Genomic DNA, 15814 nt, shown 5'->3' with positions numbered 1-15814 from the left:
TTCAATTAAAATTGTAAAGCTTTTGTGAGAAATTTTTTATCTAACTTGCAATCTCTATATCCTCTTTTAACTATGTTTAGATATCTTTCTGTAGGAAACTTAAAAGGAGATTTCTTAACCATTGTATAAGTCATAACTTTTTTTCCATAATAATAAAAATAGTGTTTTTTATATAAAATTGGAAAATCTTCATAAACATCCAACTTTTTCTCATCACTTTTTGAAATTTCAAACAATCCACCTGGTACGATAGAATTTTTTTTTGGCTCAATGTCTGCTGCTCTATATTTACTTCTAAATGTTAATTTAAAATCTTTTAAGTTTATTTTTTTTAAAAAAACACTGTCTTTGCATCTTCGTTTCATTTGAAAATGATGAAGATTGCTACCGTAAGCAAAATACAACATTAGCGCTCAACTACCTCAATTTTTTTTTCATTTACAAATTTTAAAATCTGCGAATTACAATCATCAATTTTATTTTGATCTTCTGATCTAATAACTATAGATACACCAAGCTTACCAGCATGAAAAAATGGATAACTGCCAATCTCTACATCCAAATTATTATTTTGTACTTTTGTTAATGAACTTGCTATTTCACTTTCAACTGTTCTTAAACTTATAGTTAAGCTTTTGATTGGTTCACCTCCAACTATATTATTTGTTAATCCACCTAACATAGATTTTAATATAGAAGGAACTCCTGGTAGCGAGTAAACATTCTCAACATTAAATCCTGGAGCACCACTTGTTGGATTTAAAATAAGATTTGCATTTTCAGGCATCCATGCCATTTTCTGTCTTCCCTCATTAAATTCTCCAGGCTGATAATATTCTTCTAGAATTCTGAAAGCTTCTTTGTGAACTTCGTATTTTATTCCAAATGCTTTTGAAACTGATTGAGCTGTTATATCATCGTGAGTAGGTCCAATACCACCAGTTGTAAAAACATAATCATATTTTGATCTAAGTAAATTTAGTGTTTCAACTATAATATTTTCTACATCAGGAATTACTCTAACTTCCTCAACCTTTACCCCAATAGAATTTAACCAAGTTGCTAACGTTGATGTATTAGTATCTTGTGTTCTTCCAGATAAAATTTCATTACCAATTATTAAAATTGAAGCTTTAAATTTTGCTTTTTTATCCATATGAAATATATAATTTACTGATGGAATTTACCAAGTCTTTAGTAAAAGGCAAACTAATCAAACGTTACAAAAGGTTTTTTACCGACATAAAACTCGGTAAAGAAATTGTCACAGCTCATTGTCCTAACACAGGTTCTATGAAAGGTTTATTAGATGAAGGTAATGAAGTTTATTTGCTACCAAATAATGATCCTAAGAGAAAACTAAAGTTTGGACTTGAAATAATTAAATCAAGAAAAAATTTAGTAGGTGTCAATACTCATATGGCTAACAAGATAGTAAATCATGCTATCGAAAATAATTTGATCAAAGAATTAAAAAATAACGATAAAATAAAACCAGAGGTATTCTTTAATAAGGAAACTAGATTTGATTTTTTACTAGAAAAAAAAAATAAAAAAAGCTTTGTAGAGGTCAAGAACGTTACGTTATTTAGAAATAAAGAAACTGCTGAGTTTCCAGATGCCATTACTTCAAGAGGATCTAAGCATTTATTAACTCTTATTGATGCCATAAATAAAGGTTATAAAGGTTATCTGATATTTTTAGTTCAAATTCAAAATATGAAATATTTTAAAATAGCTAAAGATATAGACGAAGAATATTATGAAAATTATAAAAAAGCTAAAAGAGCTGGGGTAAATTTTTTAGCTTATAGATGTGATATAAGTTCAAAAAAAATTATTATAGATAAAAAACTTAAAATTTTAAATGAGTGATTATAAAGAAAAATTTGAAAAAATGAGAATTGCTGGTGATTTAGCAGCAAGGACACTTGATATGTTAACTGATAACATTAAGGAAGGTGTCTCTACAGACTACATAGATAAATTGGGATATGAGTTTATAAGAGATAACGGAGGACACTCTGCTCCACTTTACTATAGAGGTTTTACAAAATCTTTATGCACTTCGTTAAATCATGTTGTATGTCATGGAATTCCTTCAGATAGAGTTTTAAGAGATGGTGATGCAGTCAATGTTGATGTTACTGCAATTGTAGATGAACATTATGGTGATACCAGTAGAATGTTTTGCATTGGTAAAACACCAATTAAATTAAACAATCTAATAGATGCTACTCACGAGTCTATGATGAGAGCAATTAGAATTTTAAAACCAGGAGTTAAATTAGGTGATATTGGTTACGAAATTCAATCATTTGTTGAACAAAAAGGATACTCTGTTGTTAGAGATTTTTGTGGTCACGGTATAAGCACAACATTTCATGAACCACCAAACATTTTACATTATGGAAGTAAAAACTCAGGACCAGAGTTAAAACCTGGAATGACTTTTACAATAGAGCCTATGATAAATTCAGGTAAATATGATGTTAAAATGTTAAATGATGGTTGGACTGCTGTTACAAAAGATAAATCTTTATCAGCTCAATTTGAACATACGTTAGGAATTACTGAAAATGGTTATGAAATCTTTACAGAATCTGCTAAAGGTTATTCAAAGCCTCCATACTTATAATTAATGATTAAAAGATACTCTAGAAAAGAACTAACTGATATTTGGTCAGAGGAAAATAAATATAAAATTTGGCTAGATGTAGAAGTTGCAGCTGCTGAGGCTATGGAAAAACTTGGTCAAATACCAAGAGGAGTAGCTTCGATTGTTAGAAAAAAAGCAGTTATCAATGTCAATAGAATAAATAAAATTGAATCAGAAGTTAAACATGATGTTATAGCATTTCTTACCTCTGTTACAGAAAAAGCAGGAATTAAAGCAAGATATTTACATCAAGGTATGACTTCTTCAGATGTACTTGATACCAGTTTAAATATTCAATTAGTTCAATCTGGAAAAATAATTCTTAAAGATATCGATCAAATTTTAAAAGTACTTAAGAAGCAAGCAAAAAAATATAAAATGACTCCATGTATGGGAAGAAGTCATGGAATTCATGCTGAACCAGTTACTTTTGGATTAAAATTAGCTTCTTTTTATGAGGAATTTAAAAGAAACAGAAGAAGACTCAAAGATGCAATAGACGAGGTATCCACGTGTGCAATATCAGGAGCCGTTGGGACTTTTGCAAATATAAGCCCTAATGTAGAAAAACATGTTGCAAAAAAATTAGGTTTAAAAATTGAACCCATTTCAACACAAGTAATTCCAAGAGATCGACATGCATTTTATTTTTCTGTTTTAGGTATTATTGCAGGATCAATTGAGAGAGTTGCAATTGAAATAAGACATTTGCAAAGAACAGAAGTTTATGAATTACAAGAGTATTTTTCGAAAAATCAAAAAGGATCATCCGCGATGCCTCACAAGAAAAATCCAATTTTAAGTGAAAACTTAACTGGTTTGGCAAGAATGGTTAGAAGTGCTGTGATACCAGCTTTAGAAAATATAGCACTATGGCATGAAAGAGATATTTCACATTCAAGTGTTGAAAGAAACATTGGTCCTGATGCAAATATTACAACAGACTTTGCATTGGTTAGATTAACAAATATTTTGGACAATATGATTGTTTATCCAAAAAAAATGTTGGAAAACTTGAATATAACAAAAGGGCTAATTTTCTCTCAAGAAGTTATGCTAGAGTTAACTAAATCAGGTTTAAGTAGAGAAAAATCTTACAGAATGGTTCAATCATATGCAAAAAAATGTTTTGCGGAAAACCTAAACTTATTTGATGTGATATCTGATGATAAGTTTATTATGAGCAAAATTACAACAAAAAGGCTTAAATCAATTTTTAGTTACGCAAAACACTTTAAAAATGTGAATTTGATCTTTAGAAGAGTTTTTAAATAATGAAAAAAGGAAAAAAACTATACGAAGGTAAAGCAAAAATCATTTATGCAACAAATGATAAAAATTTAGTTATTCAATATTTTAAAGACGATGCAACGGCATTCAATAATCAAAAGAAAACTACAATTGAAGGCAAAGGTGTTTTAAACAATAGAATATCTGAACATATTCTCTCAAATTTATCTCAAATAGGAATTAAAAATCATTTAGTGAAAAGATTAAATATGCGTGAACAAATAATAAAACTAGTTGAGATAATTCCAATTGAATTTATTGTTAGAAATGTTGCAACAGGATCTATCACTAAAAGACTAGGTATTGAGGATGGAACTGTTTTAAAAGAACCATTAATTGAATACTGCTTAAAAGATGACAAACTAGGTGACCCACTAATTGCAGAAGAGCACATAATAGCTTTCGATTGGGCCAGCAAGAACGAAATTGAAAAAGTTAAAAAAATGATTTTGAGAATTAATGACTTTATGATTGGTATGTTTAGAGGAGTTGGAATTAAGTTGATAGATTTTAAATTAGAATTTGGAAGATTAAAATCTAATGGGAAGCAAGAAGTAATTCTGGCAGATGAAATTAGCCCAGATACATGCAGACTTTGGGACAGTATTACTGATAAAAAACTTGATAAAGACAGATTTAGAAAAGATTTAGGTGATTTAATTCCAGCCTACACAGAAGTTGCTAAAAGATTAGGTATTTTGCATGAACAATCCAATGTAAGTGCCGTGAATGTAACAAAATTATCATCTGTTAAGAGAAAGAAGAAATGAAAATCTCAGTAGTAATCACTTTAAAAAAAGATGTGCTAGATCCACAAGGTAAAATTATTCATCAAACTTTAGATGGCATGGGCTTTGATGATGTTAATGAAGTTAGACAAGGTAAATATTTTGAAATTGATACAAAAGAAAATGATCCAAAAAAAGCTAAAGATAAAGTTGAAGAAATGTGTAAAAAACTTTTAGCCAATCTTGTAATTGAAAACTATAAAATTATCGATCTAAAGTAATTAATGAAATCATCTGTCATTACTTTTCCTGGATCCAATTGCGATAGAGATATGGATGTTGCTCTAAAAAAATTTGGATTTAAGAATAAAATGGTTTGGCATGATGATTCTGAACTTCCAAAAAGTGATTTAATTGTATTACCAGGAGGTTTTTCATATGGTGACTATTTAAGATGTGGGAGCATGGCATCTAAGTCTAAAATTATGAAGTCAGTCATTAATTTCGCCAATTCTGGTGGTATGGTAATGGGAATTTGTAATGGATTTCAAATATTAGTTGAAACTGGACTGGTTCCCGGTGTGTTATTAAGAAATAAATATTTAGAATTTATTTGCAAAAATGTATTCGTAAAAATTAATAATAAAACAAATAATTATTTTAATAATATTAAAAATGATGTTTTGGAATTTCATATTGCTCACAATGAAGGAAATTATTTTTGTACCAAAGCTCAATTAAAAGAAATTGAAGATAACGAACAAGTTGCAATAAATTATTGTGATGAAAATGGAAAAATAGAAGAACAATTCAATCCAAACGGTTCAATTAAAAATATTGCTGGTATTTTTAATAAAGAAAAAAATGTTTTAGGGATGATGCCTCATCCTGAAAGAATGATTGATAATTGTTTATCAGGAGAAGATGGTTCAATTTTTTTTAATAATTTAATTAACAATTTAAAATGATAGTAAACGAACAAGTAGCTATTGATCATGGTTTAAAAAAAGATGAATATGCTAAAATTTGTGAATTATTAAAAAGAACACCAAATATTACTGAACTTGGTATTTTTTCTGCAATGTGGAATGAGCATTGCTCATATAAATCTTCAAGATTGCATTTGAAAGAACTTCCTACAAAAGGAAAAAAAGTTATTCAAGGTCCTGGAGAAAATGCTGGTGTTATTGATATTGAAGATAATGATGCCATTGTTTTTAAAATTGAAAGCCATAACCACCCATCTTTTATTGAACCCTATCAAGGTGCAGCAACTGGCGTTGGTGGGATTATGAGGGATGTGTTCACAATGGGTGCTAGACCTATTGCAAATTTAAACTCAATTCATTTTGGTTCCCCTCAACACAAAAAAACAAAAAATCTTTTAAGAGGTGTAGTTCATGGAATTGGAGGATATGGAAATTGTATGGGTGTTCCAACTGTTGCGGGACAAACAAGTTTTGATAGTTCATATAATGGAAATATCTTGGTTAATGCAATGACCTTGGGTTTGGTTAAAAAAGATAAGATTTTTTACTCAAAAGCAGCTGGTTTAAACAAGCCAGTTATTTATGTTGGTTCAAAAACAGGTAGAGACGGAATTCATGGAGCCAGCATGGCTTCAGCAAGTTTTGATGACAAAATAGAGGAAAAGAAACCCACTGTTCAAGTTGGAGACCCATTTACTGAAAAACTTTTACTGGAAGCTTGTTTAGAATTAATGGCTGGAGATTCAATTATAGCTATACAAGATATGGGAGCTGCTGGATTAACATCATCAAGTATAGAAATGGCATCAAAAGGAAATCTTGGAATTGAAATAAATTTAAACAAAGTTCCTTGCAGAGAAACTAAGATGACACCTTATGAAATTATGCTATCTGAAAGCCAAGAAAGAATGTTGATTGTTTTAGAAAATGGAAAAGAAAAACAAGCAAAAAAAATATTTGATAAATGGAATTTAGATTTTGCAGTAATTGGCAAAACTACTAATTCAAAAAAAATACAACTTTACTTTGACAATGAAAAGGTAGCAGACATCCCTGTAAATACATTAGTCGAAAATTCACCTATGTACGATCGTAAATGGAAAAAAGCAAAGCTACCTAAAAAGAATAAAATTAAAAAAGAAGATTTAAAAAATTTCAAAATTATAGATGTTCTGAAAAAAGTTTTAGCAAACCCAAACATTTGTAGCAAAGATTGGATTTGGCAGCAGTATGATCATACGGTTATGGGTGATACTATTCAAAAACCAGGTGGAGATGCTGGAGTTGTGAGAGTGCATGGAACAAATAAAGCCGTAGCTGCTTCAGTCGACAGTTCTGCTGTATATTGTTGGGCTCACCCTCTTACTGGTGGAAAACAAGTTGTTTGTGAAAGTTTTAGAAATTTAATTGCTGTTGGTGCAAAACCTATAGCTATTACTAATTGTTTAAATTTTGGAAGCCCTGAAAATGAGGAGAATATGGGTGAGTTTGTCGAATGTGTTCAGGGAATTGGTGAAGCAAGTGAATATTTAAAATTCCCAGTAGTTTCAGGAAATGTTTCTTTTTACAATCAAACTAAAGATGAAGGTATAAAGCCAACTCCTGCTATTGGAGGTGTAGGTTTGATAAAGGATTATAATAAAATGATCACTATGGATTTTAAAGAGATTGATAATGTGGTTTTAGTTATTGGAAAAACAGAGGGACATTTAGATCAAACTTTATTTGCAAGAAATATATTAGATGAAAAAAATGGTCCTCCTCCTGAAATAAATTTATTTAATGAAAAAAATAATGGAGAGACTTTGTTGAAACTTATCGAAAGCAATCTAATCAAAAGTGCTCATGATGTTTCTTTAGGTGGAATTATTACAGCGGTAGCCAAAATGTGCATCAAAGGTAAAAAAGGAATAAATTTAAATAAACCAAAATATTTAATCAATGAATTGGAATATTTCTTTGGTGAAGATCAAGGGCGTTACATTATTGAGGTTAGTAAAAAAGATTTAAAAAAAGTCACAGATATATTGAATAAAAATGCTGTTCATTTTGATGAACTTGGTACAATCAGTGAAAATGAACTATATTTTGATGATAAGACAAAAGTTACAATTGACGAATTAACAAGTTCAAATACAAAGTGGCTTACAGATTATATGAGTAACTAATGGCAATGGATTTAAAAGAAATTAAGAGTTTAATTAAAGAAGCAATGCCTGATGCTATTGTAGAAATTCAAGATTTAGCGGGTGATGGAAATCATTATTCTGCGACTGTAACTTCTTCTCAATTTTCAGGAAAAAGTAAAATTGAACAACATAAAATGGTATATAATTCTCTAAAAGGACGTATGGGAAATGAATTACATGCCCTAGCAATTAAAACAAAGGAGCAATAATGGACGATAATACAAAAAATATAATTCAAAATCATATAGACAACAATGATGTTTGTTTATTTATGAAAGGAACTCCAGATGCTCCACAGTGTGGTTTTTCAATGGCTGTTTCAAACATGTTAAAAATTCTTGAAGTAAATTTCAAAGGAGTAAACGTTTTAGAAGATCAAAACATCAGAGAAGGTATTAAAGTTTACAGTGATTGGCCAACAATACCTCAATTATATATTAAAAAAGAATTTGTTGGTGGATGTGATATCGTAAAAGAAATGTACGAAAACGGAGAACTTAAAAAAGTTCTTGAAGATAAAGGTATTAATTTTAAAAATTAAATTTAGAAATTATCTAGAGTAATATTCAATTACAAGATTGGGTTCCATTATTACTGGATAAGGAACTTCTTCAAATTTAGGAATTCTTACAAATTTCAATTTTTTGTTCTTTTCATCCATTTGGATGTATTCTGGTGTTTCTCTTTCTTTATTTGCTAGAGCGATATCAATGATTGCTAATTGTTTAGATTTATCTCTAATTTCAATTGTGTCCTCTTCTTTTACTGAATAGCTTCCAATATTAACTTTCTTGCCATTTACTCTAACATGACCGTGATTGATTAATTGTCTAGCTGAAAAAATGGTAGTTGCAAATTTTGCTCTATAAATAATAGCGTCTAGTCTTCTCTCTAAAAGACCGATTAAATTTTCACCTGTATCACCCTTAAGCATAACTGCTTTTTTGTAAATATTTCTAAACTGTTTTTCGTTAATATTTCCATAATATGCTTTTAATTTTTGCTTAGCTTGTAGCTGAACACCATAATCTGAAGGCTTAGATGTTTTTGTTTGACCATGTTGACCAGGTCCATATGCTCTAGTATTAAAAGGACTTTTTGGTCTACCCCATAGGTTAACCTTTAATCTTCTATCTACTTTATGTTTAGAGTTTAATCTTTTTGTCATTTAATAGTGGGCTTTATAAACTTACTCTTACTTTTGTCAATCAACGTTTTTTGCCTAAACTTGCAAATACACTAGATAAAATACGCGATTCTTTTGATGATAATTCCATCCGGTAAAAGATATTTCTTAGGTTTTCTAGCATTATTGGCTTCTTCTCTTTTGATTTAAAGAAATTAATCTCTTCAAGATTCTGAATACATAAATTAACCATAGCAACAATCTCTTTTTTAGAGGCAGATTTTACTTTATTTGATTTATTAAAAGGGGTCACTTTTGAATTAAGAATACTTGATACATATTGAGCAATAATTATCAAACTATGAGAGAGGTTTAATGACTTAAAATCAGGATTTGTTGGAATTTGAAGGGTATAATTGGCATAACTAATCTCATTATTAGATAAACCTGATGCTTCTGATCCAAATAGGAAAGCTATCTTTTTTTTATAATTAATTTTTTTTAAATCTTCTAATTGAATGTGCTTTATATTTTTGTTTCTAAATCTCGCGGATGTTGCGATAACTATATCAATATCCTTTAAAGACCTTTCTAAATTTTCATAACTCTTTGCTTTATTAATAATATTTTTTGCACCAACAGAAGTTGCTAAAATTTTATCGTTAGGAAATATTGGTTTAGGATCTACAACAACTAATTTCTGAAAATTGAAATTTTTCATTCCTCTTGCGCAAGCTCCAATATTTTCTGAAAGCTGAGGCTTATGTAAAATGAAAGAAATATTTTTAACTGACATTAATCAATGCCATGATTTCTGTTGTAGTTAGAAGTAACAGATGGTTTGATATTGTTTAAATATTTAGGATCTACTGACCAAATGGTAACTTTTAAAGGATAACATTTTGCAACATCAGAAGAGTGTTCTGATCCACAATCTCCCCCAGGACAAGCAGAAAGAGCTCCCAACAAATCTGTTTCAGCAAAAAATTCTAGATAATCCCCTGGTCTAACCGGACTAGCTTTCATAAAGTATTGTTTAGTATCATTAGTAAAACCAGTAAGCATAAATACATTTAATACATCATGAACTATTTTTTCAGCATGGTCTAATTGAACATTTTTTTCTTTAACTAGTGCTCTTGTTAGATTTGAATGACAACAATAGTGGTAATCATTATCGCTTAAAAGTTTTGAAGTATAAGGATCGCATCTAGTACCAATTACATCATGGACAGAGCCACCATCTTTGTCATAATCATACCAATCCAAACTGTCCCAAGTTATTGTAGCCAAAGATCTTAGATATGGAAAACTACTAAACATTTTGTCTCCAACAGAAAGATGCGTTCCATATAAAGCTCTTGTTTTTCCTGAATAAAATTTTTCCTCTAAATTATTTAAATTAAATAAATTTAGATCTCCAACTTGTGGGCCATCTACACTTTCAATTCTAAAAAACTCACCAAATTTTACCTCGAACGTTTTTGCATCTCTTGGAGGTATGATTACTTCATCTTTTTTAATCAAATGTTCTCTTGCAGAATGTAGAATCTTTAAATTTTTATCTTCAATTGTGGTATTTGGATAACAAACAATAGGTTTTGCACCTATTCTACTATCAATATCTGTTGGTTTTTCTGAAAATTTTTTAATTTTCATTTTTATAAACTTCCAGGCGCTTTATCCTTAAATAATTTATAATCTAAACTATCCACTAAAGCTTTAAATGAGGCGTCAATTATATTAGGTGATACTCCAATTGTGAACCAGTTCACTCCTTTTGCATCTGTGCTTTCGATACTAACTCTTGTAACTGCTTCTGTACCTGTATTTAAAATTCTAACTTTGTAATCAACAAGTCTTAAATCTTTCAAATACTCAGAATATTTAGCAAGTTTATTTACATTCTTTCTGATTGCATTATCTAAAGCATTAACAGGTCCGTTTCCTTGTCCTTCGCATAAAATTTTGTCTCCATCTACTTCTAATTGAGCTTTAGCATAAGATATAATCTCTCCAGTTTTATCTTTCTTTACTGAAACATCATACTCATTAATTGAAATATATCTTGGTATCTCTCCCATCAATCTTCTTGCAAGTAATTCAAAAGATGCATCTGCACCATCGTAGCTGTAGCCAATGAACTCTCTATCTTTTACTTCATCTAAAAGTTTTTTTATTTTTGGGTCACTTTTCTGAACGTTAATCCCAATTGAATTTAATCTAGACATTATATTTGATTGTCCTGATTGATCTGAAACTACAATATTTCTAGAATTTCCAACCTCTTCAGGATTGATGTGCTCATAAGTTTTTGGATCTTTTTGAACTGCAGATACGTGCATTCCACCTTTGTGAGAAAAAGCTGATGCACCAACATAAGGTAAATGTTTGTTAGGTTTTCTATTTAATATTTCATCTAGTAATCTTGAGCATTGAGTTAAATTTTTTAAATTATCTCTTTTGATACTTAATTCAAATCTATCAGAAAAATCTTTCTTTAAGAAGAATGAGGGTATTAATGACATCAAGTTTGCATTACCACATCTTTCACCTAATCCATTTATAGTACCTTGAACTTGTCTTACGCCAGCTTGAACTGCTGCAAGACTATTAGCAACAGCATTTTCAGTATCATTATGAGCGTGTATTCCTAAATTTTTTCCCGGAATATGTTTGGTTACTTCAGTTACAATTTTAGAAATTTCATGTGGGAGTGTTCCACCGTTAGTATCACACAATACAATCCATCTAGCTCCATTTTCAAACGCAGCTTTTAAACAAGTCAAAGCGTATTCTGGATTCGATTTAAAACCATCAAAGAAATGTTCAGCATCAAACATAAATTCTTTACCTGATTTTACTATATGTTTTGTACTTTCACTTATGTTCGTTAAATTTTGTTCGTTAGTTATTCCTAAGGCAACTTTCACTTGAAAATCCCATGATTTACCAAATAAACAAACAGATGAGCTTTTTGAATTTATTAACGAGGATAACATTGGATCATTTTCAGCACTATGCTCTGATTTTTTTGTCATACCAAACGCAGTTAATTTAGTTGATTTAAAATTATGATCTTTATTAAAAAATTCTGTGTCTGTTGGATTAGCACCTGGCCATCCTCCTTCAACATAATCTACTCCTAACAAATCCAATGCAGATGAAATTTTCTCTTTATCATCGATAGAAAAATCTACACCTTGTGTCTGTGCACCATCACGTAAAGTTGTATCAAATATATAAAGTTGCTCTTTACTCATTTAAATTTCCAAATCGTTTTACCATCTTTATCTTCTATTAAAACACCTTTGTCTGAGAGTACATTTCTAATTTTATCAGCTTCTTCATAATTTTTTTTCTCTCTTGCTTTGTTTCTTTCGTCAATTTTCTTCAATATTTCTTCTTCAGAAATAGAGGCTTTACTTTTCTTCAAACTTAACCACTCCTCTTTATTTTGATTTAATAAACCTACAAATTGACAAGCAGAAACAAATAAAGCCTTGTCATTGTCATCACCTTTTTGTGCTTTTTCATATAATTTATGTAAATTTGCAATGTAACCTGGTGTATTTAAATCATCATACAGGGGTTCAAGAATTTCATCAGAGATATCTGTATTGATTTTACTATCTACATAAACATTGTACCATTTATTAATTGTATTCTGACAATCTTCTAAAAGCTTATTATTCCAATCTAATGGTTGTTTGTAATGCGCACTCATTAGAGCTAATCTTAAAACCTGGCCACTTATATTATTTCTAAAATCTTTTATTTTTAAAATATTACCCTGAGACTTTGCCATCTTTTCATTGGACATAGTAATAAATGCATTGTGCAACCAAAAATTAGCAAACATCTTTGTGTCATTAGCACATCTTGATTGCGCTATTTCATTTTCATGATGGGGGAATATTAAATCAATACCACCTCCATGAACATCAAACTCATCTCCTAAAAATTTTTTTGACATTGCTGAACATTCTAAATGCCATCCAGGTCTTCCTTTTCCCCATGGAGAATCCCAAGAAGGTTCGTCACTTGCTGATGGTTTCCATAAAACAAAATCTTCTGAATTTTTTTTATTTTCACTTATTTCAATTCTTGATCCAGCAATTAGCTCTTCTAGTTTTTTGTTTGATAGTTGACCATAATCACTGAACTTTTTAACCTCAAAATAAACATGGCTGTTATTCTCATAAGCAAACCCTTTTTTGATTAATTCAGAAACCATTTTAATCATCAAATCAATATTTTCAGTTGCTTTGGGTTGATGAGTTGGTGTTTCACAATTTAAATAATTGCAATCTTCACCAAAACTTTCTGTAACTTTATTTGTTAACTCTGAAATTGAAATATTATTTTCTTTTGAAGATTTAATAATTTTATCATCTACATCTGTAATATTTCTAACATAGGTAACTTTGGAATATTTTTTCTTAAAAATTTTATAAAGGATATCAAAAACAACTATTGGTCTAGCATTACCAATATGAGGATCATCATAAACTGTCGGTCCACAAACATACATTCTTATATTTTGTTCATCTATTGGAACAAATTTTTCTTTTTTGTTTGTAAGATTGTTTGTTAAAAAAATATCATTACTCATAATTTTAGAAATATACTTAAATTATAGATTTGTGAATCTATTTGATTAATTTGGAATTTTGCATACTGGAATAGGCTCCATTTTATGCAAATTTTGTTTTCTAATGGTTTCGTATTTTGCTCTATTGGAAGATTTAGGATTATCCATAGCTTCCTCAAGCTCTTCGTATTTTAAACCAAGCTGACCCTCATCTGTTCTACCATCATCCCATAATCCATCGGTAGGTGCAGCTTCAATTATTTCATTTAATATTCCAAGCTCTTTTCCAAGTTCCCATACTTGAGTTTTATTACAATCCGCTATTGGTGAAATATCCACTCCACCGTCTCCATATTTTGTATAAAAACCAACACCAAAGTCTTCTACTTTGTTACCAGTTCCAACTACTATTCCTTTATTAGCTGCAGCTACTTGGTAAAGAGTAGTCATTCTTAATCTTGCTCTAGAATTTGCCATTCCATGCTCGTTGTCAAATTTAGATAAACTTGAACTAAATGCCAAAAACAACTCATCTAAATTAATTGTATGTGCTTCAACATTTTTAAAATTTTTTACTAACCATTCCTGGTGTTTTAAACTTAAATCATGTTGATGTGATTTTTGTTTAATTGGCATCGACAAAACTATTGTTTTCAAACCCGTTATAGCACTTAAGGTGCTAGAAACAGATGAATCAATACCTCCGGATATTCCTATAACAAGAGACTCGGCCTTTGAAGGCATATTGTCTACATAGTTTTTAATCCAACTAGATATAAACTTAACTTTTTCTGAGGCGTTCATAATTTATAAAATATTTTATTATAGAGATTTTACAATGTCTTAAGATGCCGCTCTGTCTGCATTTTTAGAATATGAGCTATTCTTTTTAATCTCATCTGAAATCATAAAAGCTAATTCTAAAGCTTGATTAGCATTCAACCTAGGATCACAATGAGTATGGTATCTTGATGAAAGATCTTGCTCAGAAATTTTTTGTGCTCCCCCAATACATTCAGTTACATCTTGTCCAGTTAACTCAATATGAAGACCTCCTGCATAACTTCCTTCGCTTTGGTGACATGCAAAAACATTTTTTACTTCATTTAGTACACTGTTGAATGGTCTAGTTTTGAAACCTGTTGCAGCTTTAATTGTATTTCCATGACATGGATCACAAGACCAAATTACATTCAATCCTTCTTTTTTTATTGCTCTAATTAATTTTGGTAAAAATTTTGAAACATTATCTGCTCCAAATCTTGAAATTAAAGTTATCTTACCTTTTTCATTTTTTGGATTAATTCTGTTACAAAGATTAATCAAATCATCTGGTTTTAAAGTTGGTCCACATTTAATACCTATAGGATTTTCAATCCCCCTACAAAACTCTACATGTCCTCCATCAAGCTGTCTTGTTCTGTCTCCTATCCAAACGAAATGAGCTGAGGTATCATGGTTCTCACCTGTAGTAGAATCTGTTCTAGTCATTGCCTCTTCAAAAGGTAACAATAAAGCTTCGTGTGATGTCCAAAAATTCACAGTGTATAATCTATTGTTAAAATCTGATGTTATTCCACAAGCTCGCATAAATGCTATGGCATCTGCAATTTTATCTTCTATATCTTTAAATTTTTTGGCTTCTGGACTTTTTTTAATATAGCCTAAATTCCATAAATGAACTTTGTTCAAGTCTGCAAAACCTCCTTTTGAAAATGCTCTTATAAGATTTAGAGTTGATGCAGATTGAGAATAAGCTTTAAATAATCTTTTTGGATCAGGAATTCTTGCTTTTTCGGTAAATTCCATTCCATTTATGTTATCACCTAAATAACTAGGAAGCTCCACACCATCTTTATTTTCAACTGGAGAACTTCTTGGTTTTGAAAATTGACCAGCAATTCTTCCAACTTTGACAACTGGTAAAGAAGCTGAGTAAGTTAAAACTAAAGACATTTGCAAAATTAATTTAAATGTATCTCTTAAATTATCAGGGTTAAATTCAGCAAAACTCTCTGCGCAATCTCCACCCTGAAGTAAAAATGCTTTTCCATCTACAACATCTGCTAATTGATCTTTTAGGTGCCTAGTCTCTCCAGCAAATACCAAAGGTGGAAAAGTTCCAATTTTATCTAAAACTTTATTTAGTTCTTTTTTATCTGGATACTCCGGTATGTGTTTAACCGGATATTTTCTCCAACTATTTTTTTTCCAATTTTTCATATTCAACCTAGGGGTG

The 15814-nt window shown here is 30.1% G+C and carries 18 protein-coding genes; 9 read left to right on the top strand and 9 right to left on the bottom strand.

Translation table 11 applies throughout. The features are described 5' to 3' along the window. Positions 1-5 precede the first annotated feature (5 nt). Entirely contained in the window at positions 6-407 is a 402-nt protein-coding gene (locus ACTTBM_RS02150; RefSeq protein ID WP_440634539.1) for a gamma-glutamylcyclotransferase family protein, read from the bottom strand. After that, positions 407-1156: a competence/damage-inducible protein A gene (locus ACTTBM_RS02145; protein ID WP_440634538.1), complete on the bottom strand. Its 750-nt coding sequence runs from the start codon at positions 1154-1156 to the stop codon at positions 407-409. Before ACTTBM_RS02145 ends, ACTTBM_RS02150 begins: the two co-directional genes overlap by 1 nt. A 20-nt stretch (positions 1157-1176) precedes the next feature. Here ACTTBM_RS02145 and sfsA point away from each other — a divergent pair, with 20 nt between their 5' ends. The 9 genes from sfsA to grxD are packed head-to-tail and all read left to right on the top strand — an operon-like array spanning position 1177 to position 8396. Next, a complete protein-coding gene (gene sfsA / locus ACTTBM_RS02140; RefSeq protein ID WP_440634537.1) occupies positions 1177-1875 on the top strand; it encodes a DNA/RNA nuclease SfsA in 699 nt (232 codons plus the stop codon). Next, on the top strand, positions 1868-2638 hold the full coding sequence (gene map / locus ACTTBM_RS02135; RefSeq protein ID WP_440634536.1) for a type I methionyl aminopeptidase: 771 nt from the start codon (positions 1868-1870) through the stop codon (positions 2636-2638). Before sfsA ends, map begins: the two co-directional genes overlap by 8 nt. A 3-nt stretch (positions 2639-2641) precedes the next feature. After that, positions 2642-3934 (top strand): adenylosuccinate lyase, encoded by a 1293-nt coding sequence (gene purB / locus ACTTBM_RS02130; protein WP_440634535.1) that lies wholly within the window; start codon positions 2642-2644, stop codon positions 3932-3934. Then, complete coding sequence (gene purC, locus ACTTBM_RS02125) at positions 3934-4719, top strand: phosphoribosylaminoimidazolesuccinocarboxamide synthase (protein WP_440634534.1); 786 nt, start codon at positions 3934-3936, stop codon at positions 4717-4719. Before purB ends, purC begins: the two co-directional genes overlap by 1 nt. Then, positions 4716-4958 (top strand): phosphoribosylformylglycinamidine synthase subunit PurS, encoded by a 243-nt coding sequence (gene purS / locus ACTTBM_RS02120; RefSeq protein ID WP_440634533.1) that lies wholly within the window; start codon positions 4716-4718, stop codon positions 4956-4958. Before purC ends, purS begins: the two co-directional genes overlap by 4 nt. 3 nt (positions 4959-4961) lie before the next feature. Further along, positions 4962-5645 (top strand): phosphoribosylformylglycinamidine synthase I, encoded by a 684-nt coding sequence (gene purQ / locus ACTTBM_RS02115; protein ID WP_440634532.1) that lies wholly within the window; start codon positions 4962-4964, stop codon positions 5643-5645. Beyond that, on the top strand, positions 5642-7834 hold the full coding sequence (purL, locus tag ACTTBM_RS02110; protein ID WP_440634531.1) for a phosphoribosylformylglycinamidine synthase subunit PurL: 2193 nt from the start codon (positions 5642-5644) through the stop codon (positions 7832-7834). Before purQ ends, purL begins: the two co-directional genes overlap by 4 nt. Then, complete coding sequence (locus ACTTBM_RS02105; protein ID WP_440634530.1) at positions 7834-8064, top strand: BolA/IbaG family iron-sulfur metabolism protein; 231 nt, start codon at positions 7834-7836, stop codon at positions 8062-8064. Before purL ends, ACTTBM_RS02105 begins: the two co-directional genes overlap by 1 nt. Beyond that, positions 8064-8396: a Grx4 family monothiol glutaredoxin gene (gene grxD, locus ACTTBM_RS02100; protein ID WP_262589070.1), complete on the top strand. Its 333-nt coding sequence runs from the start codon at positions 8064-8066 to the stop codon at positions 8394-8396. Before ACTTBM_RS02105 ends, grxD begins: the two co-directional genes overlap by 1 nt. A gap of 9 nt (positions 8397-8405) precedes the next feature. Here the strand turns inward: grxD and rpsD are convergent, their stop codons facing one another. The 7 genes from rpsD to ACTTBM_RS02065 are packed head-to-tail and all read right to left on the bottom strand — an operon-like array spanning position 8406 to position 15798. Beyond that, positions 8406-9023 carry a 30S ribosomal protein S4 gene (gene rpsD / locus ACTTBM_RS02095; protein ID WP_440634529.1) on the bottom strand — a complete coding sequence of 206 codons (618 nt, stop codon included), beginning with the start codon at positions 9021-9023 and terminating at the stop codon, positions 8406-8408. A 40-nt stretch (positions 9024-9063) separates the two neighbouring features. Next, positions 9064-9777 carry an RNA methyltransferase gene (locus ACTTBM_RS02090; RefSeq protein ID WP_440634528.1) on the bottom strand — a complete coding sequence of 238 codons (714 nt, stop codon included), beginning with the start codon at positions 9775-9777 and terminating at the stop codon, positions 9064-9066. Beyond that, positions 9777-10640 carry an urea carboxylase-associated family protein gene (locus ACTTBM_RS02085; RefSeq protein ID WP_440634527.1) on the bottom strand — a complete coding sequence of 288 codons (864 nt, stop codon included), beginning with the start codon at positions 10638-10640 and terminating at the stop codon, positions 9777-9779. The genes ACTTBM_RS02090 and ACTTBM_RS02085 overlap by 1 nt, the downstream gene beginning before the upstream one ends. 2 nt (positions 10641-10642) lie before the next feature. Continuing rightward, entirely contained in the window at positions 10643-12244 is a 1602-nt protein-coding gene (cimA, locus tag ACTTBM_RS02080; protein ID WP_440634526.1) for a citramalate synthase, read from the bottom strand. Next, positions 12241-13596 (bottom strand): cysteine--tRNA ligase, encoded by a 1356-nt coding sequence (gene cysS / locus ACTTBM_RS02075; protein WP_440634525.1) that lies wholly within the window; start codon positions 13594-13596, stop codon positions 12241-12243. The genes cimA and cysS overlap by 4 nt, the downstream gene beginning before the upstream one ends. A gap of 45 nt (positions 13597-13641) precedes the next feature. Beyond that, positions 13642-14379, bottom strand: coding sequence for an NAD(+) synthase (nadE, locus tag ACTTBM_RS02070; protein WP_440634524.1), 738 nt, complete (start codon positions 14377-14379; stop codon positions 13642-13644). 39 nt (positions 14380-14418) lie between these two features. Continuing rightward, positions 14419-15798 (bottom strand): class II 3-deoxy-7-phosphoheptulonate synthase, encoded by a 1380-nt coding sequence (locus ACTTBM_RS02065; RefSeq protein WP_440634523.1) that lies wholly within the window; start codon positions 15796-15798, stop codon positions 14419-14421. Positions 15799-15814: the final 16 nt, after the last annotated feature.

The organism is Candidatus Pelagibacter sp. HIMB1746, from assembly GCF_052047555.1.
In the GTDB taxonomy this organism is placed as follows: domain Bacteria; phylum Pseudomonadota; class Alphaproteobacteria; order Pelagibacterales; family Pelagibacteraceae; genus Pelagibacter.
Note: the sequence above shows the minus strand (reverse complement) of the source record. Positions and strands in the feature narration are given on the sequence as shown.